Here is a 21,380-nt window from a genome sequence, read left to right on the forward strand (position 1 = left end):
TAGCGTTGCATGGTCAGGGAATTAAATTTTTCGAGGAGGCGGGATATGCCGCAAAGGCTTGGTTTTGAATTTCTGGGTACATTCTGGCTTGTCCTCGGGGGCTGCGGCAGCGCCGTGCTCGCGGCGGCCTTCCCCGAGGTGGGGATCGGCCTGGTCGGCGTGTCCCTGGCCTTCGGCCTGACGGTCCTGACCATGGCCTACGCCATCGGCCACGTCTCGGGCTGCCATTTGAACCCGGCCGTGACGCTCGGCCTGGTCTGTGCCGGGCGTTTCGATGCGGATGAAGCCATCCCCTACATGATCGCGCAGGTCGGTGGCGCCATCGTCGCCGCCATGGTGCTCTATGCCATCGCTTCGGGCGCGCCGGGCTGGGATATCAGCAAGGGCCTCGCCGCCAATGGCTATGGCGACGCATCTCCCGGGAAATACAGCATGGCGGTGGGCTTCCTGACCGAGCTGGTCATGACCTTCATGTTCCTCATGATCATCCTGGGCTCCACCTCCAAGCGTGCGCCGGCAGGCTTCGCGCCCATCGCCATCGGCCTCGGGTTGACGCTGATCCATCTCATCAGCATCCCGGTGACCAACACCTCGGTGAACCCGGCGCGCAGCACCGGCCCCGCCCTCATCATGGGCGGCACGGCGCTGCACCAGCTCTGGCTCTTCTGGCTGGCGCCGATGCTCGGCGCGGTGTTTGCCGGCCTGGCGCATCGCTTCAGCGACGAAGACTGATCAAGCCCGGGCGATCCATCCTGCTCATTTTGCCGGATGGATCGCCTGCGGTGGGTGGGTCTCCCACCAATGGCGCGCGATATCCTCGCGCCGCGCGACCCAGACGTCGCCACACGCCACGACATGGTCGAGAAAACGGGCAAGCGCCGCGGCGCGGCCCGGCCGGCCCGCGAGGCGGCAATGCAGCCCCACACTCATCATCTTCGGTGAGCCATCGGCCCCCTCCGCACGCAGCATGTCGCAAGCATCCCGCAAATGCCGCTCGAATCCGTCAGGGTCGCCAAAACCGGGCGGCACGGCGAATTTCATGTCATTATTGTCGAGCGTATAGGGGATGACGAGCTGCGGCTTGCCCGACACCTCGATGTAGTGGGGCAGGTCGTCATCATAGGAATCGCTGTCGTAGAGAAAGCCGCCATGCTCCGCGACCAGGCGGCGCGTATTGGGGCTGATGCGCCCCGTGTACCAGCCAACCGGCCGCTTGCCGGTCAGCCGGGTGATGGTCTCCACGCAGCGCGCGATTTCGGCGCGTTCCGCGGCTTCGGGCATGGCGTGATAGTCGATCCAGCGCCAGCCATGGCTTGCCACCTCATGTCCCTGCTCGGCGAAGGCCCGCGCCACGTCAGGGTTGAGCTCCAGCGCACGGCCGACGCCATAGACCGTGAGCTTCAGCCCGCGCGCGGCAAAGAGGCGCAGGATGCGCCAGACGCCGGCTCGCGCCCCATAGTCGAATTGCGTCTCCACAGTTCGGTTGCGTTCCCCCACCAGGGGGCTGCCGCCGGGGACTTCGTGCAGATAGATTTCCGAGGCGGCATCGCCGTTGAGCACAGTGTTCTCGCCCCCCTCCTCATAGTTCAGCACGAAGGAGAGGGCGAGCTTCGCGCCATTAGGCCAGCGTGGGTCGGGCGTATGGGGGCCATAGCCCCGCAGATCGCGTGGGTAGGTGGTGCCAGGGGCCATGATATGGGTCATGTCCGGGAGGCTTGAACGCGCGGCCTTTCCGGTCAAGCGGTGACAGCGGCGGCCGACTGTTGCAAAAGACTGCAATCGCCGCCGATTCGTCGGTGAATTCAGGAGAAGACCCCATGCCCCGCAGCCTGACCCAAGCCGCTTTTGGCGCCGCCCTCTTGGCCCTCGCGGCTTGCGCGGAGACGCCCGCGCCGGTTGTCGCGGCTGCCCCTCCCCCGCCGCCGCCGGCCGCGGCACCCGCCGCCCCGGTGGACCCCAACCGCGCGCTGCCGATCTTCTTCGAGGCCTGGTCCGCCCTGCTGGAGGAGCCCGCCCAGGTGGCCCTGAATGAAGTGGCGACCCGCATCAAGGCCAATCCCCGCGTGCCGGTCCTGGTGGTGGGCTATTCCGACCCGCGCGGCTCGGCCGAGGCCAACATGACCCTCTCGCGGCTGCGGGCGCGCGTGGTGGCCGATGCGCTGATCGCCAATGGCGTGCCTGCCCGCCGGCTCCGTATCCTCTACCGTGGCGCCACGCCGGGCTTCGAGAGCCTGGAGAGCCGCCGCGTTGAGGTCCGGGTGGATCGCGGCCAGCGTTAATTCGCCGCGCGTGTAACCATCGCTTCCTTTGGGTGTTGGGGTCCTTGCGGGCCCCATGCCCGAAGGAACTCCTACATGTCGTTCAAGACCCTCTCCGGCGCCTTTGCCGCCGCCGCCCTGCTCGCCGCCTGCGCGCAGGAGCCGCCGCCCCCGCCGCCGCGCCCCCCGGCGCCTGCCCCAGTCGCAGCCCCGGCCCTGCCGACCGGCGATGGCCGCGTGGCCGCCATCCGCTTTGATGCCGGCACCTCGAACCTGACGCCGATGGCCCGCGCCAGCCTCGGCCCCGTGCTGGATCGGCTGATGGCCAATCCGCGCTCGCCCGTCACCATTACCAGCTATTCCGAGCGGATGGACCTCGCCATGTCCCGTGCGCGCACGGCAACCGTGCGCAGCGCGCTGGCGCAACACGGCGTGGCCGGCAGCCGCATCCGGGTGGTGAATGCCGGGATGATGGCCAATGCCGACCCGGACGTGGTCCAGGTGCAGGTGCGCTAAGCACCCCCGACACAACGAAAAAGGGCCGACGGATTGCTCCGCCGGCCCTTCTGCTTGCCTGCTGGCAAGATTAGTTCTTTGCCTTGTCCACCAGGGCGCCCTTGGTGATCCAGGGCATCATGGCGCGCAGCTTGGCACCCACTTCCTCGATCGGATGCTCGGCCAGGCGGCGGCGCGTGGCCTTGAAGCTGGCCTGGTTCACCTTGTTTTCCAGCATCCAGTCGCGGGCAAACTTGCCGGTCTGGATATCGGCCAGCACGCGCTTCATCTCCGCCTTGGTCTCATCCGTGATGATGCGTGGGCCGGTGACGTATTCGCCGTATTCGGCCGTGTTGCTGATCGAGTAGTTCATGTTGGCGATGCCGCCCTCATAGATCAGGTCAACGATGAGCTTCACCTCGTGCAGGCACTCGAAATAGGCCATCTCGGGGGCGTAGCCGGCTTCCACCAGCGTCTCGAAGCCAGCCTTGATGAGCTCCACCAGGCCGCCGCAGAGCACGACCTGTTCGCCGAAGAGGTCGGTCTCGCATTCTTCCTTGAAGGTCGTCTCGATCACGCCCGAACGCCCGCCGCCAATGGCCGAGGCGTAGGAGAGGGCGATTTCCAGCGCATTGCCCGAGGGGTTCTGGTTGACGGCCACAAGGCAGGGCACGCCGCCGCCCTTCTGGTATTCGCCGCGCACCGTATGGCCGGGGCCCTTCGGCGCGATCATGAACACGTCAATGTCCGAGCGCGGATCGAGCAGGTTGAAATGCACGTTCAGGCCATGGGCGAAGGCGAGCGCCGCGCCGGGCTTGAGGTTGGCGTGCAGGTGATCGCGATAGAGATCGCCCTGGAGTTCATCGGGCGTCAGCACCATGACGATATCGGCCCACTTGGCCGCATCGGCGGGCGACATCACCTGGAAGCCGGCAGCTTCGGCCTTCTTCCAGGAACCGCCGGGACGCAGGCCGATGACCACATCCTTCACGCCGCTGTCGCGCATGTTCATGGCATGGGCATGGCCCTGGGAGCCGAAGCCGATCACGGCGACCTTCTTCGCCTTGATCAGGTTCACATCGGCATCACGATCGTAATAGACGCGCATCTTGGGCGCTCCTCTTTGCTACTGGTCTTGGTCGAAAGGGAAAATCAGGCCGCCATGTGCGCCGTGCCGCGCGCGATGGCAACCGCCCCGGTGCGGCAAACTTCCTTGAGGCCCAGCGGGCGCATCAAGGCACAAAAGGCATCAATCTTCTCGGCATTGCCGGTCATCTCGAAGACGAAGCTCTCCGTCGTCGCGTCCACCACGCGGGCGCGGAAGGCATCGGCCAGGCGCAGCGCCTCGACGCGGCTCTCGCCCTTACCCACCACCTTGATGAGCGCCAATTCGCGCACGAGGTGCGGTCCTTCCAGCGCGAGGTCATTCACCCGGTGCACTGGCACCAGCCGGTCCAGCTGCGCCTTGATCTGCTCGATCACCATGTCGGTCCCGGTGGTGACGACGGTGATGCGCGAGAGCCGCTTCTCATCATCCACGGGCGCCACCGTCAGGCTTTCGATGTTGTACCCCCGCCCCGAGAAGAGGCCGACCACCCGGGCCAGGATTCCCGACTCGTTTTCCACCAGCACCGCGATGGTCGCGGTTCGCGAATTCATGTCTGCCATGGGTTTAGACCAGCACCATTCCGTCGTCGGTGACCGCGCGCGCGTTCTTCTCCTGGTCCGGGCCCAGGATCATGTCGTTATGCGCCGCCCCCGAGGGGATCATCGGGAAGCAGTTCTCATCCTTCGCCACGCAGATATCCGCGATGACGGGGCCGGGATGGGCGATCATCTCGCGGATCACGTCATCCAGCTGGTCGCTCGTCTCGGCGCGCAAGCCGCGGGCGTGAAAAGCTTCGGCGAGCTTCACGAAATCGGGCAGCGCCTCGGAATAGCTCTCGGAGTAGCGGCTGCCGTGCAGCAGCTCCTGCCACTGGCGCACCATGCCCATATATTCGTTGTTGAGGATGAAGACCTTCACCGGCAGGCGATACTGCGCGAGCGTGCCCATCTCCTGGATGTTCATCAGGATGGACGCCTCGCCGGCGATATCAATGCAGAGCGCATCCGGATGCGCGATCTGCACGCCCATCGCGGCCGGCAAGCCATAGCCCATGGTGCCGAGCCCGCCCGAGGTCATCCAGCGGTTCGGCTTGTCGAAGCCGAAATACTGCGCCGCCCACATCTGGTGCTGGCCCACCTCGGTGGAGATGAAGGTCTCGCGCCCCAGTTCCTGCGTGATCTCGAACAGGCGCTTCACCGCGTGCTGCGGCTTGATGATCGGCCCCGCCTGGACATAGGCAAGGCAGTTACGCGCGCGCCACTGGTCGATCTGCCGCCACCAGGCGGCCTGCGCTTCCTTCGCCACCGGCGTCGGGTCGCTCTTCCAGCACTCGATCATGGCGGCGAGCACCTGACCGGCATCGCCGACGATCGGCACATCCACCTTCACATTCTTATTGATGGAGGAGGGGTCAATATCGGCATGGATCTTCTTCGAGCCGGGGCTGAAGGCATCAAGGCGCCCGGTGATGCGGTCATCGAAGCGGGCGCCGATGTTGAACATCACGTCGCAGCCATGCATCGTGAGGTTGGCTTCGTAGGTGCCGTGCATCCCCAGCATGCCGATGAACAGCGGGTCCGAGGCCGGGAAGGCGCCCAGCCCCATCAGCGTGTTGGTGCATGGCATGCCCGTGATCCGCACGAACTCGCCGAGCAGGCGCGAGGCCTCGGGGCCGGAATTGATCACGCCGCCACCGGCATAGATCACGGGGCGCTCGCTGCGCTTCAGCGCCTGTACGGCTTCCAGGATGCGCTTCGGATCAGGCGACGTGACGGGCCGATAGCTGCGATGCGGCGTGGTCACGGCGGGCGCGTCCACATAGGGCGCCGGCCTGATCAGGATGTCCTTGGGCAGATCCACCACCACCGGGCCGGGGCGGCCGCTGCGCGCCACATAGAAGGCGTCATGCATGACGCGCGCGAGGTCCTCGCTGCGCTTCACCAGGTAGTTATGCTTGGTGGCGGGGCGGGTAATGCCGGTCGTATCGGCCTCCTGGAAGGCGTCATTGCCGATCAGATGCGTCGCCACCTGGCCGGTGAGGCAGACCACGGGGATGCTGTCCATCAGCGCATCCACCAGGCCCGTCACCGCATTGGTGGCACCGGGGCCGGAGGTGACGAGCACCACGCCCACCTTGCCGGTGGAGCGCGCATAGCCCTCGGCCGCGTGCACCGCCGCCTGTTCGTGGCGCACCAGGATGTGGCGGATGAAATTCTGCTGGAACAGCGCGTCATAGATCGGCAGGACGGCGCCGCCGGGATAGCCGAAGATGACATCCACGCCCTGATCCTTCAGCGCGCGGAGAACGACTTCCGCACCGGTCATCACGGTGGCGTCGGCGGCGGGGGCTGTGGTGGCGGACATGGTGATCTCTCGTGTTCTGGCAGGCGAGGCTTAGGGGCCGTGCTGCGGCGCGTCAACCGGCCCGCTGAAGAAATGCGAAGATTTCAGGTGCATTTCTTTCTGAAAATTGCGCAAGACCCGCGATTCGCGCATTGATCCTATGCGTTGCCGCGGGGGCGACCAGTTCCTGATGCCGAAACCACGTCGCCTGGCGCCGCGTGTAGGTCCAGGTCCCAGCGATGGCGCGGGCATCCGCCTCGGCGGGAGACGCCTCACCTCGCCATTCGGCGGCAAGTTCGGGAACCCCATGCGCGCGCATCGCCGGCAGGCCTGGGTCCAGCCCCTGCTCCAGCAATGCGCCCACCTCCTCCAGCGCGCCCTCGGCCCGCATGATGGCCCAGCGGGCGATGATCGCCGGATGGAGCTGCTCGCGCGGCGGGGTCAGCAGGATTGCCCTGAAGTCGTAATCGGCGGGCGGCAGCCGGGGCGCTGTGCGGTGCCACGCCGCGAGACTTTGCCCGGTGGCCAGCCAGACCTCCAGCGCGCGCGCAATGCGCTGGCTGTCAGAGGGGCGGAGCCGCGCGGCATCCTCCGGGGGCAATTGGGCATGCAGACGCTCGGCTCCCAGTGCCGCGAGGCGCGCGCGCGCCTCCTCCCGGGCAGGTGGTGGAATCTCGGGCAGGACGGAGAGCCCCTGGGTGAGGGCGCGCAGATACATCCCTGTCCCGCCGCACAGGATCGGCAGCCGGGCACGGGCCATCTCGGCCAGCGCCGCTTCGCGCCACCAGGCGACGGAGCCAGCCTCGGCCGCAGGCAGCACCCCATACAGCGCGTGCGGGGCGCGGGCTTCGTCCTCCGGTGGGGGGCGGGCCGTGACCACCCGAAGCTCGCGATAGCATTGCATCGCATCGGCATTGATCACGGTGCCGCCGAAGCGTTCCGCCAGTTCCAAGGCCAGTGCGGATTTTCCGGACGCCGTGGGGCCGGCGATGATGAGTGCCCGCGGTTGCGTCATGCGCCGCACCCCGGCATGGTCCGCCCGCCATGCCCCATATCCTGACCCTGATCGCCCAGCCTGGCGCGCTTGCGCCCGCCCATCTGAATGCCGCGCGCGCGGCCTTGAGCGCGCTCGGCGCCGATTGTGACGCAGTGGACTGGCTGGCGGAGGGCGAAGCGGCGGATCTGCCCTTCACGGCCCTCGCGGCCGAGCAGGCCATCGCCGCCGTGCGAGGGACGCTGGGTGACGCCGCACTGGACCTGATCGCCCAGCCCGCCCAGGGCCGCCGTAAAAAGCTTCTGCTGGCGGACATGGACAGCACCATCATCACCACCGAGACGCTGGACGAGATCGCCGCCTTTGCCGGCCTCAAGGATCAAATCGCCGAGATCACGGCGCGCTCCATGAATGGCGAGCTGGATTTCAGGCAGGCCCTGACCGAGCGGGTCGGCATGCTCAAGGGCCTCGACGCCGCCGCCCTGGAGGAGACGTGGAAAGCGACGGAACTGATGCCGGGTGCGGAGACGCTGGTGCGCACCATGCGCAAGCATGGCGCACGCACCGCACTGGTCTCGGGCGGGTTCCGCTATTTCACGGGGCGGGTGGCGAAGCGCGTGGGCTTTCATGAGCACCACGCCAATACGCTTCTGCTGCGCGGCGGCAAGCTCACCGGCAAGGTTGGCCAGCCCATCCTGGACCGCGATGCGAAGTTGGCGACACTCAAGCGCCTCGCCGCCGCGCATGGGCTGGCGCTGAGCGAGGCCGCCACCATCGGCGATGGCGCGAATGACCTGGCGATGATCCAGGCCGCCGGGCTGGGCGTCGCCTATCGGGCCAAGCCCAGTGTGGCAGCGGCGGCACGTCATCGGATCGAGCATGGGGATTTGCGCGGCCTGCTGTTTGCGCAGGGCTATCGGGCGGCGGATTTCGTGGTGGCCTGACCCGCCGGGGATCAGCCCCCTTCCGAGAGACTATGCTGTTCGCGCAACGCGTGGAATTGCAGCATCTTCCACTCCTCCTCCGCGCGCTTGCGGCGCCAATCCGAGGTGAACAGCGCCACCAGCTCCCCATCGTGATCCTCAGCCAATTCGCTGCGGTTGAACTGGCTGAATCGCACCACGGCGTCACGATCCTCCGAGGTCACCCAGCGCAGATATTCCCATTGCGTGTGCTCGAAGCTGGCTGGAACGCCGTATTCGACCTTCAGCCGGCTTTGCAGCACGTCAATCTGCAGCAGGCCCACCACCCCGATCACGGGGGGCGAGCCATCCAGCGGGCGGAAGATCTGCACCACGCCTTCATCCGCGAGTTGTTCAAGCGCCTTGTTCAGCTTCTTGGCCAGCATCGGGTCATCCAGCCGCACGCGGCGCAGATGCTCGGGCGCGAAGGAGGGGACGCCGCGGAAATTGATGGCCTCGCCCTCGGTCAGCGTATCGCCGATGCGCAAGGTTCCGTGATTGGCGATGCCCACCACGTCGCCGGGCCAGGCTTCTTCCGCCACCTGCCGATCTTTTGCGAAGAAAAACAGCGGTGCGTTCACCGGCACCTGCTTGCCGGTGCGGACCTGAAGCAGGCGGGCGCCCTTTTGCAGGCGGCCCGAACAGATGCGCAGAAAGGCCACGCGGTCACGATGCTGCGGGTCCATGTTCGCCTGCACCTTGAAGACGAAGCCGGTCAGCTTCGGCTCACCCGGGGCGACCATCCGCGCATCCGAGGCACGTGGGCGGGGCGGCGGGGCCAGGCGCGCCAGGCCATCCAGCAAATGCCCCACGCCGAAATCACGCAGCGCGCTGCCGAAAAACACCGGCGTCATGCTGCCCTGCAGGAATGCGTCCTTGTCGAATTCGGGATACCCCCCGGTCACGAGGCCGGCCTGGTCTCGCAATTCCGCGAGCAGCGCGGCCGGAACCAGCTTCTCCAGCGCCGGATCATCGAGCCCGGAGAGCGGGATATGACTGCCATCCGCCGTATCCAGCATGCGCAAGGCAGGGTCCAGCAGGTCATAGACGCCGAGCAGGTCCCGCCCCTGCCCCACCGGCCAGGCGGCGGGTGAGACGTCCAGCGCCAGGGTCTTTTCGATCTCGTCCAGCAATTCCAGCGGGTCCCGGCCGTCCCGGTCCATCTTGTTGATGAAGGTGATGATCGGGATATCCCGCAGGCGGCAGACCTCGAACAGCTTGAGAGTCTGCGCCTCAATGCCCTTGGCCGCGTCCAGCACCATCACCGCGGCGTCCACGGCGGTCAGGGTGCGGTAGGTATCCTCCGAGAAATCCTCGTGGCCCGGCGTGTCCAGCAGGTTGAAGATCAGGTCATCCCGCTCGAAGGTCATGACCGAGGTGGCGACGGAAATGCCGCGATCCTGCTCGATGCTCATCCAGTCCGAGCGTGTGGCGCGGCGATTGCCCTTGGCGCGGACCTGGCCGGCAAGCTGGATCGCGCCGCCCTTCAGCAGAAGCTTCTCGGTCAGCGTGGTCTTGCCCGCATCGGGGTGGGCGATGATCGCGAAGCTGCGCCGGCGCGCGGCCTCATGGGCCGCATCCGTCGGGCGTGCTTCGGGGGTGACCTGGTCCAAGGGAAACATCTCCGCGACGCGATACGCTGAAGGGGGCGTCGGAATGGTCGGAGCGGCGGGATTCGAACCCACGACCCCCAGTCCCCCAGACTGGTGCGCTACCAGACTGCGCTACGCTCCGACGCGGGAGGCCTTACCACCCGTTGCGCGCTTGTCCAAGGGGGGTCAGGGCGGGGGGCTTGTTGGCTTTCGTCACATTCCGGCCGTTCGCTCCATGGCGCGACTGGACTATACCGGCAGCATGACCTTCCAAAGATTGCATCCAAGCGTCTGGAGCCTCGCCCTGGCAGCCGGCCTGCTGGCCGCGCCCATGGTGCGGGCGCAGCCCCAGGCTCCGGCCACCAACGTGACATCGGCCAATTTCGGCGATTGGCTGTTGCGCTGTGAGACACGGGGCACAGCACCGCGTGGCTGCGAAATCCTGCAATCCCTGCAGGATCAGCGCCGCCAACCCGTGGCGCAATTTGCCTTCGGCCGGGCGCAGCGCAGCGACCCCATGCGCCTTCTGGTGCTGATTCCCGCCAATATCACCGTTGCAACCCCGATGCTGATCCAATTGCCGGATCGCGGGCCGCCCATCACGGTCTCCCTGCGGGCCTGTGGTCCCCGCGGCTGCGTGGCGGAGGCCGATGTCAGCGCCGCCCAATTGACCCGCATCCGCGCGCGCGACGCACAGGGGCGGCTGGAATATCGGGATGCGCTGAATGCCGAAGTGGCGCTGCCCTTCTCGACTCGCGGCTTCGGGGCGGCCCTGGACGCCCTGGCGCGAGAGGGATTTTGAGCAGCAACTGGCAGGCTGAGCCTTTTTTGTAACAGCGTCACGCAAATAGTTGCTTTGGCTTTCTTTCGTTGTCGAATCACCCAAGCCCAGATAGGTTTGGGGATCAGAGACAAATCTAAATTCTAGGGCATTTTATTTTGCTGCACGAAGAATCGGCGGCGAACCCTTCCGGAGTCGGTGATCATGCGACGTGCCGCCATCCACCCAGGCTCACGGCAGGCTCGCTGAGCGCGGAACGGCCATGCCGCGGCTGATCCTGCCTTGACGCGATCCCTCCGCCGCACCGTCCTGGTCGCTGCCGTTGCCATCCTGCTCGTGCAGGCGCTGGCGACGGGGCTGATGCTTGAACGCGGGCGGCAGGAGGCCATTGCCCAGGCAAACCAGACGGTGGACCGCATCGCGCGCGCCGTGGAAGCCAACATCAACCGCCACTTCACCCAGGTCGAATCGCTGCTCTTTGGCCTGCCCGTCATCCTCGGCCCCGCGCGGGATGGCCGCTTCGATCCGGCCCGCGCCAGCGAAGTCCTGCAAGAACTGAACAACCAGAACCTCATCTACCGGGACCTGCTGCTGCTGGATTCCAGCGGGCAGGCGGTGGCAACGGCGCTCAGTGTCTATCGCCGCCGGCGCCTGCCGGTACCGACCGGACCCAGCTTCAATGAGTCAGGCCTGCATGATGGTGGCCTGCGCATCGGCGGGCCCATCCGCAACCCCGCCTCGCGCGAGTGGGGCTTGTTCTTCGCCAATCCGGTGAGTGTGGCGGGCCTGCCCAATGCCACCGCCATGGCCGAAATTCCGCTGGCGCATCTCAGCACGCTGCTGGCGTCAGGGGGGGAGGCGCCTGGGCTTCGCATCACGCTGATGCGCAATGACGGCATGCTGCTCGCTGCCCTGCCGCATGAGGAAGCGCAGATCGCGACCAAACCCGATGCTACGACCGGACCGCCCGTCCTGGCACTGACCCGCCCCACGCTCTACGGCAACCTGACCATCCGCGTGACCATGACGCGGGACGCCGCGCTGGCGGCGTGGTCCGCGGATCGTTGGCCGGCCATCCTGTTCTCGGCGGCGTTCGGCATGCTCATCGTGACGCTGGCAGGGCTGCTTTCCATCATGCTCCGCCAGCGGGAGCGCGCCGAGAGCGACCGCGATCGCTGGCGCAGCACCCTCGCCAGCGCGCTGGACAGCATGACGGATGGCTTCGTCCTCTTCGGCCCCGATGACCGCCTGGTGATCTGCAACCAGCGCTTCCGTGAGATGTATGCGCTGAGCGCGCCCTTCATCCGCGAAGGCGCCTATTTCCGGGACATCATGCGCGAAGGGGCGCTGCGCGGCCAATTTCCGCAACTGACCGGCGACATCGAGGCGGCGATCGACGAGATGGTGCGCTGGCGCCGCTCCAAGGGGCCGCCGCTCGAATCCCTGCTCCCCGATGGGCGCTGGATCCTGATCACCGAGCGCATGACGCCCGATGGTGGCACCATCGGCATCCGCACCGACATCACCGAGCTCAAGCGCGCCAATGAGGAGTTGGCCCGCGCGCGGGACGCCGCCCATGCCGAGGATGAGGCGAAGGGCATGTTCCTCGCCCGCATGTCGCATGAATTGCGCACGCCGCTGAACTCCATGCTCGGCTTCGCCCAGGCGCTGATGCAGGACAACAACCTGGGCCACACCCAGCGCGACCAGCTTCGCCTGCTGCATGATGCAGGCGGGCATCTGCGCGAATTGGTGAATCGCCTGCTGGACCTGACGAAGATCGAGGCTGGGCAGCTCGACCTCGATGCGCGGCCGGTAACACTCCGCCCGCTGTTCGAGGCCTGTGTGGGCCTCATGGCGCCTGATGTGGACCGCAAGCGCCTGCGCCTCACGCTCGATATCTCGCCCGCCATGCCGGAAGTGGTCGAGGCCGATGCCATGCGGCTGAGGCAGATGCTGCTGAACCTGCTCTCCAACGCCGTGAAGTTCACGCCCACTGGCGGGCGGGTGGATCTGCGCGTGCGCACCCTTGGCCGCAACCAGGTGGGGCTGCGCATCGAGGTGCAGGATAGCGGCCCCGGCGTGCCGCCCGACAAGCGCCATCTGCTGTTCCGCGACTTCACGCAGATCTCCCCGCATGCGGAATCGGAAGGGCTGGGCACGGGCCTCGGCCTCGCCATCACCGCGCGCCTGGCCGGGGCGATGGGGGGCAGCATCGGCTGCGACAGCGAGCCGGGTGCCGGTGCGCTGTTCTGGCTGGAATTGCCTCTGCGAACGCTTTCCGCCCGGCCTGAGCCGGTGGCGCCGATCGTGCCCTCCGTGCCGCTGCCGGCCGGGTTGCGGGTTCTCGTGGCCGATGATCTGGCGCCCAACCGCCTCGTGATCCAGGCACTGCTGGCCCCGGCCGGGCATCATGTGGATTTCGTCAACAGCGGCAGCGGCGCCGTCAGCACGGTCGAGCGCGAGAGCTATGACATCGTGCTGATGGATGTGCATATGCCAGGCATGGACGGGCTGGAGGCCACGCGCCGCATTCGCGCGCTGCCGGCCCCCAAGGGCGCGACCCCCATCCTCGGCGTCACCGCCTCGACCCTGCCGGAGGAGGTCTCGGCCTGCTACGAGGCGGGCATGGATGGGCATCTCGCCAAGCCGATTGACCGCGACGCTCTGTTTGCCGCCATGGCCGAGCTGATGGCCGGCCATTCCTGGCGCGCCGCCCTGCCCGCCATGGTGCTGCCGCCCGATGAGCCCCCGTTGGTGAACCGGATCACGCTGCGCCGCGCCTTGGCGGAACTCGGCCCCATGGCGAGCCATGCCATGCACGACATGGTGGACGAGATCATCCAGGGCTGCGACGTGCTGGCCGAGCCCCATATTGCGCGGGATGTGACGCGCATGCGCCAGGCCGCGCATATGGTGATGGAGCCAGCACGTAGCCTGGGCGCCGAGCGGCTGACCGCCGGGATTGACCGGCTGCAGCGCGCCATCCGGGCCGGCCAGGACGTGACCCCATATTTGCAGGCCGTGCCGCGCATCGTGGCAGAGACGGTCCCGCTGCTGGAATCGGTCTCGGTGGGCGCTTGAGCTTCGCGCCTTACGGGCCGTGCCGCAGGCGCCGCGCGATCGGCAGCACGACCCAGGCGACCACCGGGATCAGCGCCGCACCCACCCCAAGGCCGAACACCCCTGCGAGCGCGGCATGGACCAGCCATTCGACACTGCTGGCCAGCGCCGGAACCGCCCCGGCCGCAGCATGTGCCACCAGGTGCGCAAAGGCCGGCACCGCGATGGGACCCAACGTCTCCATCCCATGCAGCAGGATGCCGCCACCAACCCAAAGCATCGCGGCCGTGCCCACGGCACCCAGCAGGGTCAGGAAGGGCGGCATGCCCTTCACCAGGCCACGCCCCAGCGCCTGGCTGAGCGGACGCAGCAGGCGGTCCAACGCGTTCGGCGCGGCGGGCCTGCCGCTGACGGGGGCCGTATGGAGCGCCAGCGCCACGCCCATATCATCGGCCTTCACGATCAGCGCCACGGCGCCATAGACCACGATGGTGATGCCGATGGCCACCACGCTGAGCACGATGGCCTGCATCCAGAAGCCCTGATCCGGCACGGTGGCCAGCGCGATTGCCATGATCTCGGCCGAGAGAATGAAATCCGTCTGGATCGCGCCGCGCACCTTGGCATTCTCCAGCGCCTGCGCATCCAGTGGCTCCGGCGCTGCCGCGTGCAGGGCCGCGTCATGCGGCGCGAGCTTTTCCCACAGCTTCTCGGCGCCTTCGTAGCAGAGGAAGGCGCCGCCCAGCATGAGCAGTGGCGTGATGGCGCCGGGCAGGAACAGCCCCAGTGCCAGCGCTGCGGGCAGGAGGAAGAGCAGCTTGTTCTTCAGCGAGCCCACGGCGATGCGGCGCACGATGGGCAACTCACGCGCAGCGGCGAAGCCCACCACATAGCGCGGCGTGACCGCGGCATCGTCAATCACGACGCCGGCCGCCTTGGCGCCCGCCTTGGTCGCCTGCGCGGCCACATCGTCCAGGCTCGCAGCGGCGACCTTGGCGAGAGCCGCAATATCATCGAGGAGGGCGATCAATCCGGTGCTCATGCGCGTCAGAACGCGCGACGGGCCGAAAGATGCAAGTGTCTCATGGAAGTTTTCTTGAATGGCACGCGCTGCAGAAAAGGCCAGCCGGCCGACCCCCGCCCGGTGGTGGCGGGGGCCCTGGGGCTTCGCGGCCATCGCGAAGTGGCGCCCTGTGCTGAAATTCCGCGCTGCGGCCAGCCGTCCCAACCGAGATCGCGGCCTTTGTTGCCGCCCTCCCAGGCGGCCAGACTCTAGGCGCGGCCCGATGAGGAGCGCAGCATGCCACCTTGAGTGCGGGCCGTGGCCCCGTCCCACGGATGATCAAGCCCTGAGGAGACGCCCATGGCGCATCAACGCTTTCGCCGCTTCAACACCGGCCTCTACTACAAGGACCATGACGTCAAGAACGAGATGTCCATGGCGGTGCGGGCCGGCAATCTGATCTTCCTGCGAGGACAGACCGGCTTCACCTTCGAGGGCGGCTTTGTGGGTCATGGCGATGCCGCCGCCCAGGCCGACCAGGCGATGAAGAATGTGAAGGTGCTGCTGGAGGAAGCCGGCTCGAAAATGGCGCATATCTGCAAGATCACGACCTACATCACAGACCGTGCCTATCGCGAGGCCGTCTATCAGGTGGTGGGCCGGCATCTGGGTGACATCGCGCCGGTTGGCACGGGCTTGATCGTCAACGGCCTCGCCCTGCCGGAGATGCTGGTGGAAATTGATATTGACGCCGTCATCCCGGATGACGAGGCGTGATCCATCTGGGGGGCATTTCGGCGGGCCATGTGGCGCCGACCCACACGGCCAAAGCCGCCGCCGCCCAGGCTGAGGCGGTGTTCGACGCGCTGGAGGCGCGCATCACGGAACAGGGCGGGCGGCTGACCGATCTCTGCAAGATCACCATGCAGATCACCGACCGCGCCTGGCGCCAGGCAGTCTATGGCGTGATGGGGCGGCGCCTCTTGGGGGTGCGCCCGGTCAGCACCGGTCTCATCGTGAAGGCGCTGCATGACCCGGCGGCGCTGTTCCAGCTGGATGCCTTCGCCGTGCCTGGCGGACCGCATCAGCGCCTTCGCCCCTATCGCTCGACCAGCATGCCCTACGGCCTGGAAAAGCAACCTTTCGAGGCGGAGTTCTGCATGGCCGTCGTAGCGGGCAAGCGGGTCTTTTTGCGCGGCCAGACCGGGCTGACGCTGGAGGGCGGCTTCTCGACCGTGGGAGATGCGGGCGGGCAGGCGCGCATCGCCATCGCCAATGTGGAAAAGCTTCTGGCGGATGCGGGTGCCACCCTGGCGGATGCCGTGCACGCGACGGTCTACGTGACCGACCGCGCCTATATCACGCCGGTCATGGCAACTCTCATGCCGGTGCTTTCCGTGCATCCCATCACCCACACGCTGTTCGTCGTGAAGGGCCTGGCCGCACCGGAAATCCTGATGGAGATTGATGTGCACGCGGTGCTGTAGCGTCAGCCAGCCCCCAGCGCTCCCGGCATGGCCGCAAGTTCCCCCGCCGGCAAATGGCAGGCGATGCGATGCGCCGCGCCGAACTCCCGGATCGGCGGCACCTCCGTGTCGCAGATCGCGCCGATATGCCGCGGGCAGCGATGCGCAAAGCGGCAGCCAGCACTTCCCTGAGCGGTGGAGACATCGCCCTTGAGGCGGATGCGCCCGGCGGCGCGCCCATGCGCCCCCACCACCGGCACAGCCGAAAGCAGCGCCTCCGTGTAGGGATGATAGGGCGGTGCCAGTACCTGTGCGGCCGGGCCTTCCTCGACGATGCCGCCGCGATACATGACCGCAATGCGATCCGCGATATGCGCCACCACGCCGATATCATGCGAGATGAACAGATAGGCCACGCCCAATGCATCGCGCAGATCGGTCAGCAGGTTCAGCACCGCCGCCTGGACCGAGACATCGAGTGCTGAGACCGCCTCGTCACACACCAGAAAATCCGGCTGGCTGGCCAGCGCGCGGGCGATGCCGATGCGCTGCTTCTCACCCCCCGACATCTGGTGCGGATAGCGGCTGCGATAGCTGGGGGGCAGGCGCACCAGTTCCAGCAGACGCTCCACCTCGCGCGTTGCGGCGGCACCATTGGCAATGCCAAAGCGGGTCAGTGGCCGGCGCAGCGCTTCATCCACCGTCTGGCGCGGATTGAGCGATGAATCCGGGTTCTGGAAGACGATCTGCGCGCGGCGGCGGAATTCGGTGGAAGCCTCGGGCGGGATGGCTTTGCCGTCAAACCGGATGGCGCCGGAATCCGAGGCGATGAGGCGCAGCACCAGCCGGCCGAGCGTGGATTTCCCGCAGCCGGATTCACCCACCAGGCCCAGTACCTCACCACGGCCGATATTGAGCGAGACGCCATCCACCGCCCGCACCCCGGCGCGCTTGCGAAAGACGCCACCCCCGCCAAAGCTGCGGCTGAGGCTATCGGCCTGGAGCAGCGGCGTGGGCACGGGGCGCACCACGGCCTCCGGCGCAGGCGGGATGGGCCAGGGCGCGCCGGCGATCTCACTGATGCGATGGCAACGCGTAAGGCGCGATGCCCCCAGCAGCGCCTGCGGCCCAGCGCAGGCCTCCACCGCGAAGGGGCAACGCGGCTGGAAATTGCAGCCGGCCATGGGCTGCGTCAGATCCGGCAAGCCGCCCGGAATGGGGGCGAGGCGCGCCATGCGGCCGCGATCCACGCGCGGCAGGGCGCCCAACAATCCGCGTGTATAGGGATGGCTGGGTGCCGCCAACACTTCGGCGCAAGGGCCCTGCTCCACCACACGGCCGGCATAGAGCACGGTCAGGTCGTCGCAGAGCCGATCCACGATGCCGAGATTGTGGCTGACCAGCAGCATGGACACACCACGCTCATGCCGCAGCTTCTCCAGCAGGTCCAGGATCTGCGCTTCCACCGTGACGTCGAGGGCCGTGGTCGGCTCATCCAGCAGGAGCAACTCGGGCTCGCAGGCCAGTGCGGTTGCAATCACCGCGCGCTGCTTCATGCCGCCCGAGAGTTGGTGCGGATAAGCGCGCGCCACTTCCGCCGCACGGGCGATGCCCATTTCGCCAAGCAGCGTTACGGCGCGGGCCCATGCGGCTTCGCGCGGCATGGCCTGATGCTGGATCAAGGGCTCGGCCACCTGGAAGCCGATGGTCAGCGAGGGGTTGAGGGCAGCGGCCGGATCCTGGAACACAACGCCAATGCGGCGGCCGCGCAAGCGTGCGGCGGCTTCGCGCAGATCCTCGCCATCGAAGCGCAACGCGTCGCAGGTGAGGGTAGCGCCCTGGCCCAGCAGGCCGAGCAAGGCCAGCACGACGGAGGACTTGCCCGAACCGCTTTCCCCCACCAACCCCATTGCACCGCCGCGTGGAATGGCGAGAGAGACGTCCTGCAACGCATGCACTGACCCACGCTGGGTGGCGTATTGCAGCGACATCCGCTCGATCGAGAGCATCAATGTCCGCGCCCCCGTAAACGCGGATCAAGCAGGTCCCGCAGCCCCTCGCCCACGATGTTGACCGCGATCAGCAGCACGCAAAGACACAGGCCGGGAGCGAGGCCGATCCAGGGCGCCTCACTGATGAAAGGGCGGCTCTCCGCGATCATCAGGCCCCATTCGCTGTCTGGCGGCTGCGGGCCGAGACCAAGGAAGCTCAGCGCGGAACCAAGCAGGATGGCAAAGGTGATGCGCAGGGCCGTCTCGACGATCAGCGGCGGCCAGGCATTGGGCAGGATTTCGCGCACCAGGATGTGGTATCCGCCCTCGCCCCGCGCCCGCGCTGCCTCCACGAAATCCTCCGAGAGCAGATCGAGTGCGACGGCGCGGGCCACGCGCGTCATGATCGGCACATAGACCAGGCCCACGGCAAGGATGGTCTTGCCCAGGCCAGGCTCGGTCACGGCCAGGATGAGAAGCCCGAGCAACACGGGCGGAATGGAGATCATCAAGTCCACGCCGCGCATGATGGCCTCCTCCGCCCAGCCACGGCGAAACGCGGCCACGAGGCCCAGCGGCACGCCGATGGCAAGCGAAATGGCGGTGGCGCCGAACCCCATGAGCAGCGAGTGATGCGCACCCGCCAGCACGCGCGAAAACACATCCCGCCCGAATTCATCCGTGCCGAACCAGTAGGTGCTGGATGGCGGTTGCAGCCTGGCGCGGACATTGAAGGCATCCGGCTCAAAAGGCGCGATCCAGGGGCCGAGAATGGCCAGAATCACGATAGCCGTGACAATCACGCCGCCCACCCAGAGCGTGCGCGGGATATGATTCATCCGGCCGTGCCGCTCACGCGAATGCGCGGGTTCAACACGGCGTAGAGGATATCCGCCACGAGATTGGCCAGCGCATAGATCGCGGTGATGACGATCATGCCGCCCATCATCAGCGGAATGTCCTGGTTATCAATCGCGTAGATCAGCATGCGGCCCAAGCCCGGGAAGGCGAAGACGCTCTCCACCACCACGATGCCGCCGATGAGGATGCCGACATCCACCGCCAGCACGGTGATGGTGGGCAGCAGCGCATTGGGCAAAGCGTGGCGGCGCAGAACGATATGCTCAGGCAGGCCCTTGGCGCGGGCGGCCAGCACATACTTGCTCTCGATGGCTTCGAGCATGGAGGAGCGCGTGAGGCGCGAGACATGCGCGATCAAGCCCAGCACCAGCGTCGAGACGGGCAGGATCAGATGCTCGGCCCAGCCGAGAAATCCGCCATCCGCGAGCGGCGTGTAGCCCGTGGCCGGCAGCCAGCCGAGCCAGACGGCGAAGAAGATGATCACCAGGATGCACCAGAAGAACTCCGGCACGGCGATGAAAAAATACTGCATCAGCGTGAGGCCGCGATCCGCCCAGGAGCCCACATGCGTGGCCGAATGAATACCCAGCGCGATCCCGATGATCGCCACCAGCACGATGCTGATGGAAGCGAGGATCGCCGAGCGGCCCAAGGCCTCCAGGATCACGGGGCCCGCGGGACGGTCCATGGTCAGGGACTGGCCGAAATCCCCGCGCATGAGGCCGCTGAACCAGCGCCAATATTGCTCATACAAAGGCAGGTTAAGCCCGAGCCTCTCCTCCAGCGCGGCAATCGACGCGTTGGTCGCGAACTCGCCCAGGATCATGTGCGCGACGCTGCCGGGCAAGATATGCACGATGGCAAAGACGAGGATCGTCATCGCCCAAAGGACGAAGACGACCGAGAGGAAGCGCCGGGCAAGGAAGCCCGCCATCAGGAGGCGATAAATCCGGCCCTGAGATCAAACCAGCGCATCGGGTGCGTCTTCACATCCTTCACTGCGCTGCGATAGGCGCAGGCGAATTTCTGGGCATAGGCGATGTAGCCGGGCGGGTTCTCCACCATGGCGCGCTGCATCGCCACGTAATGCGTCTTCTGCTGCGTCAGATCGCCGGTCAGGCGCGCGGCTTCGAGTGCGGCATCCACGCGCGGCTCGTTATACATCCACAGCCGCTCATTCTGGCTGCCGCGCGAATGCAGGAAAGGGAAGGTGGAGGTATCAATCGTCGGGCGCGCGAAATAGCCGTCGATATAGGCCGGCGCCTTGCCTGCCACCTCGGCCGAGTAGCGTGAGAAGGGCACGCGCTGAATGTCAAACTCAAAGCCGGCCGGCCGCGCCATTTGCTGCAAGGTCACACCCAGCCGCTCCCGCACCGGGCGGCCCACCGGGATCACCAGCGGCACGCGCAGATTGCCGGTGTGCCCCGCCTCGCGCAGCAGGCGCCGGGCCGTCGCCACATCGGGGCGCGCGGGGAAGGGAATATCGCTGGCGAAGAAGGGATGGTTGGGCGCGATGGGGCTGTGCGTGGGCGCACCCTCGCCAAACAGCACCGCCTCCGCCACGTCGGCTTTCGCAACCGCCAGGTTCAGCGCGCGGCGCACGCGCGGGTCATTGAAGGGCGCGATGCTGTTGTTCAGGATGGCGCCATCCCAGGATGCGGTGGGGATGCTCTCCACCCGCACATTCCGCGCCTCGCGCAGGGCGCGGATATTCTCGGGGCCGAGGTCCCAGACCACGTCCAGATCGCCCGCCTGGAGGGCTGCGATACGCACCGACATCTCGGGCAGGATGCGCATTTCCACCGCATCGAAACGCGGCCCGGCCTCCCAGTAATTCGGATTGCGCGCGTAGCTGACGCGGTCGCCCGGCGCGTAGCTGCGAAACACGAAAGGCCCGGTGCCGATGGGGTTCGTCGCCAGCTCATCCAGCTTGTCAGCGGGGACGATCTTCACCTGGCGGTCGGAGAGGATGTCGGCAAAGCCGCCATAGGCATAGGAAAGGCGGAAGATCACCGTGTAGGGGTCGGGCGCTTCCATCCGCTCGATCATGTCGTAATTGCTGCGGCTGGCCGCCCCCGTCGCGGGGTCGAGGATGCGGCGATAGGTCACGATGACGTCATCGGCCGTCATCTCGCGCCCGTGGTGGAACTTCACGCCGCGCCGCAGCTTGAATTCCCAGGTCTTGAGGTCGGGCGAATAGGTCCAGGATTCCGCCAGCTCGGGCACCACGGCCTGGTCTTCCGTCATCCGCGTCAGGCCGTTGAAGACGAAGACGGAGTGCATGAACTCCTCGCCGATCGTGGTCTTGGCGGGATCGAGTGCGCGCAGATTGGCGCTCATCGCGATGCGCAAGGTGCCGCCACCGGCCTGTGATGCGCCGGGGCGCGGCAGGGCGACGGCGCTGACCAGGGCGGGGATGGCCAAGGCAGAACGGCGGGGGAGCAGCATGGGGGTCTCTCCTGG

19 protein-coding genes and 1 tRNA gene are annotated in these 21,380 nt (G+C 66.9%); 8 read left to right on the forward strand and 12 right to left on the reverse strand.

Annotation, left to right across the window (positions count from 1 at the left end; translation table 11 throughout):
• The first annotated feature begins 45 nt into the window (after nt 1-45).
• Nucleotides 46-732 carry an aquaporin Z gene (gene aqpZ, locus LHU95_RS15565; protein WP_248707876.1) on the forward strand — a complete coding sequence of 229 codons (687 nt, stop codon included), beginning with the start codon at nt 46-48 and terminating at the stop codon, nt 730-732.
• 24 nt (nt 733-756) lie between these two features.
• Here aqpZ and puuE read toward each other — a convergent pair whose 3' ends face one another.
• Entirely contained in the window at nt 757-1,704 is a 948-nt protein-coding gene (gene puuE, locus LHU95_RS15570; RefSeq protein WP_248707877.1) for an allantoinase PuuE, read from the reverse strand.
• Between the two features lie 113 nt (nt 1,705-1,817).
• On the opposite strand from puuE, the gene LHU95_RS15575 reads away from it, so the two are divergent.
• Nucleotides 1,818-2,279: an OmpA family protein gene (locus LHU95_RS15575; RefSeq protein ID WP_248707878.1), complete on the forward strand. Its 462-nt coding sequence runs from the start codon at nt 1,818-1,820 to the stop codon at nt 2,277-2,279.
• Nucleotides 2,280-2,354: 75 nt separating this feature from the next.
• Nucleotides 2,355-2,774: a CpaD family pilus assembly lipoprotein gene (locus LHU95_RS15580; protein WP_248707879.1), complete on the forward strand. Its 420-nt coding sequence runs from the start codon at nt 2,355-2,357 to the stop codon at nt 2,772-2,774.
• A 70-nt stretch (nt 2,775-2,844) separates the two neighbouring features.
• Here the strand turns inward: LHU95_RS15580 and ilvC are convergent, their stop codons facing one another.
• The 4 genes from ilvC to miaA are packed head-to-tail and all read right to left on the reverse strand — an operon-like array spanning nt 2,845 to nt 7,219.
• The gene (gene ilvC, locus LHU95_RS15585) at nt 2,845-3,861 is read right to left on the reverse strand and encodes a ketol-acid reductoisomerase (protein ID WP_248707880.1); all 1,017 of its coding nucleotides are present in this window, start codon (nt 3,859-3,861) and stop codon (nt 2,845-2,847) included.
• 44 nt (nt 3,862-3,905) lie between these two features.
• Nucleotides 3,906-4,421, reverse strand: coding sequence for an acetolactate synthase small subunit (gene ilvN / locus LHU95_RS15590; protein WP_248707881.1), 516 nt, complete (start codon nt 4,419-4,421; stop codon nt 3,906-3,908).
• 4 nt (nt 4,422-4,425) lie between these two features.
• Nucleotides 4,426-6,225 (reverse strand): acetolactate synthase 3 large subunit, encoded by a 1,800-nt coding sequence (locus tag LHU95_RS15595; protein WP_248707882.1) that lies wholly within the window; start codon nt 6,223-6,225, stop codon nt 4,426-4,428.
• A 52-nt stretch (nt 6,226-6,277) separates the two neighbouring features.
• The gene (gene miaA / locus LHU95_RS15600) at nt 6,278-7,219 is read right to left on the reverse strand and encodes a tRNA (adenosine(37)-N6)-dimethylallyltransferase MiaA (RefSeq protein WP_248707883.1); all 942 of its coding nucleotides are present in this window, start codon (nt 7,217-7,219) and stop codon (nt 6,278-6,280) included.
• 29 nt (nt 7,220-7,248) lie between these two features.
• On the opposite strand from miaA, the gene serB reads away from it, so the two are divergent.
• Nucleotides 7,249-8,142 (forward strand): phosphoserine phosphatase SerB, encoded by an 894-nt coding sequence (gene serB / locus LHU95_RS15605; RefSeq protein WP_248707884.1) that lies wholly within the window; start codon nt 7,249-7,251, stop codon nt 8,140-8,142.
• Nucleotides 8,143-8,153: 11 nt separating this feature from the next.
• On the opposite strand, the gene LHU95_RS15610 is transcribed toward serB, so the two are convergent.
• A complete protein-coding gene (locus LHU95_RS15610; protein WP_248707885.1) occupies nt 8,154-9,773 on the reverse strand; it encodes a peptide chain release factor 3 in 1,620 nt (539 codons plus the stop codon).
• Between the two features lie 44 nt (nt 9,774-9,817).
• A tRNA-Pro gene (locus LHU95_RS15615) sits at nt 9,818-9,894 on the reverse strand.
• 93 nt (nt 9,895-9,987) lie between these two features.
• Between LHU95_RS15615 and LHU95_RS15620 the strand changes: the two genes are divergently transcribed.
• A complete protein-coding gene (locus LHU95_RS15620) occupies nt 9,988-10,554 on the forward strand; it encodes an invasion associated locus B family protein (RefSeq protein ID WP_248707886.1) in 567 nt (188 codons plus the stop codon).
• A gap of 261 nt (nt 10,555-10,815) precedes the next feature.
• Nucleotides 10,816-13,617, forward strand: coding sequence for an ATP-binding protein (locus LHU95_RS15625; RefSeq protein WP_248707887.1), 2,802 nt, complete (start codon nt 10,816-10,818; stop codon nt 13,615-13,617).
• Between the two features lie 10 nt (nt 13,618-13,627).
• On the opposite strand, the gene LHU95_RS15630 is transcribed toward LHU95_RS15625, so the two are convergent.
• Nucleotides 13,628-14,626, reverse strand: coding sequence for a DUF808 domain-containing protein (locus LHU95_RS15630; RefSeq protein WP_248707888.1), 999 nt, complete (start codon nt 14,624-14,626; stop codon nt 13,628-13,630).
• Between the two features lie 333 nt (nt 14,627-14,959).
• Here LHU95_RS15630 and LHU95_RS15635 point away from each other — a divergent pair, with 333 nt between their 5' ends.
• Nucleotides 14,960-15,376 carry a RidA family protein gene (locus LHU95_RS15635; protein ID WP_248707889.1) on the forward strand — a complete coding sequence of 139 codons (417 nt, stop codon included), beginning with the start codon at nt 14,960-14,962 and terminating at the stop codon, nt 15,374-15,376.
• Nucleotides 15,373-16,086 carry a Rid family hydrolase gene (locus LHU95_RS15640; protein ID WP_248707890.1) on the forward strand — a complete coding sequence of 238 codons (714 nt, stop codon included), beginning with the start codon at nt 15,373-15,375 and terminating at the stop codon, nt 16,084-16,086. The genes LHU95_RS15635 and LHU95_RS15640 overlap by 4 nt, the downstream gene beginning before the upstream one ends.
• 2 nt (nt 16,087-16,088) lie before the next feature.
• On the opposite strand, the gene LHU95_RS15645 is transcribed toward LHU95_RS15640, so the two are convergent.
• Genes LHU95_RS15645 through LHU95_RS15660 form a run of 4 tightly spaced genes read right to left on the reverse strand, consistent with a single transcriptional unit; the run spans nt 16,089 to nt 21,365 of the window.
• Entirely contained in the window at nt 16,089-18,074 is a 1,986-nt protein-coding gene (locus tag LHU95_RS15645) for an ABC transporter ATP-binding protein (RefSeq protein ID WP_248707891.1), read from the reverse strand.
• A complete protein-coding gene (locus LHU95_RS15650; RefSeq protein WP_248707892.1) occupies nt 18,074-18,895 on the reverse strand; it encodes an ABC transporter permease in 822 nt (273 codons plus the stop codon). The genes LHU95_RS15645 and LHU95_RS15650 overlap by 1 nt, the downstream gene beginning before the upstream one ends.
• Nucleotides 18,892-19,851: an ABC transporter permease gene (locus LHU95_RS15655; protein ID WP_248707893.1), complete on the reverse strand. Its 960-nt coding sequence runs from the start codon at nt 19,849-19,851 to the stop codon at nt 18,892-18,894. The genes LHU95_RS15650 and LHU95_RS15655 overlap by 4 nt, the downstream gene beginning before the upstream one ends.
• Complete coding sequence (locus LHU95_RS15660; protein ID WP_248707894.1) at nt 19,851-21,365, reverse strand: ABC transporter substrate-binding protein; 1,515 nt, start codon at nt 21,363-21,365, stop codon at nt 19,851-19,853. The genes LHU95_RS15655 and LHU95_RS15660 overlap by 1 nt, the downstream gene beginning before the upstream one ends.
• Between the last annotated feature and the right edge of the window lie 15 nt (nt 21,366-21,380).

This window comes from Sediminicoccus sp. KRV36, from assembly GCF_023243115.1.
Lineage (GTDB): Bacteria > Pseudomonadota > Alphaproteobacteria > Acetobacterales > Acetobacteraceae > Roseococcus.

What these genes read in the sequence shown, in the direction of transcription:
- ilvC (WP_248707880.1), bottom strand. Translation starts at nt 3,861, where the DNA reads ATGCGCGTCTATTACGATCGTGATGCCGATGTGAACCTGATCAAGGCG.
- aqpZ (WP_248707876.1), top strand. Translation starts at nt 46, where the DNA reads ATGCCGCAAAGGCTTGGTTTTGAATTTCTGGGTACATTCTGGCTTGTC.
- serB (WP_248707884.1), top strand. Translation starts at nt 7,249, where the DNA reads ATGCCCCATATCCTGACCCTGATCGCCCAGCCTGGCGCGCTTGCGCCC.
- LHU95_RS15660 (WP_248707894.1), bottom strand. Translation starts at nt 21,365, where the DNA reads ATGCTGCTCCCCCGCCGTTCTGCCTTGGCCATCCCCGCCCTGGTCAGC.
- LHU95_RS15620 (WP_248707886.1), top strand. Translation starts at nt 9,988, where the DNA reads ATGGCGCGACTGGACTATACCGGCAGCATGACCTTCCAAAGATTGCAT.
- LHU95_RS15645 (WP_248707891.1), bottom strand. Translation starts at nt 18,074, where the DNA reads ATGCTCTCGATCGAGCGGATGTCGCTGCAATACGCCACCCAGCGTGGG.
- LHU95_RS15655 (WP_248707893.1), bottom strand. Translation starts at nt 19,851, where the DNA reads ATGGCGGGCTTCCTTGCCCGGCGCTTCCTCTCGGTCGTCTTCGTCCTT.
- LHU95_RS15580 (WP_248707879.1), top strand. Translation starts at nt 2,355, where the DNA reads ATGTCGTTCAAGACCCTCTCCGGCGCCTTTGCCGCCGCCGCCCTGCTC.
- puuE (WP_248707877.1), bottom strand. Translation starts at nt 1,704, where the DNA reads ATGACCCATATCATGGCCCCTGGCACCACCTACCCACGCGATCTGCGG.
- ilvN (WP_248707881.1), bottom strand. Translation starts at nt 4,421, where the DNA reads ATGGCAGACATGAATTCGCGAACCGCGACCATCGCGGTGCTGGTGGAA.
- LHU95_RS15595 (WP_248707882.1), bottom strand. Translation starts at nt 6,225, where the DNA reads ATGTCCGCCACCACAGCCCCCGCCGCCGACGCCACCGTGATGACCGGT.
- LHU95_RS15575 (WP_248707878.1), top strand. Translation starts at nt 1,818, where the DNA reads ATGCCCCGCAGCCTGACCCAAGCCGCTTTTGGCGCCGCCCTCTTGGCC.
- LHU95_RS15650 (WP_248707892.1), bottom strand. Translation starts at nt 18,895, where the DNA reads ATGAATCATATCCCGCGCACGCTCTGGGTGGGCGGCGTGATTGTCACG.
- miaA (WP_248707883.1), bottom strand. Translation starts at nt 7,219, where the DNA reads ATGACGCAACCGCGGGCACTCATCATCGCCGGCCCCACGGCGTCCGGA.
- LHU95_RS15635 (WP_248707889.1), top strand. Translation starts at nt 14,960, where the DNA reads ATGGCGCATCAACGCTTTCGCCGCTTCAACACCGGCCTCTACTACAAG.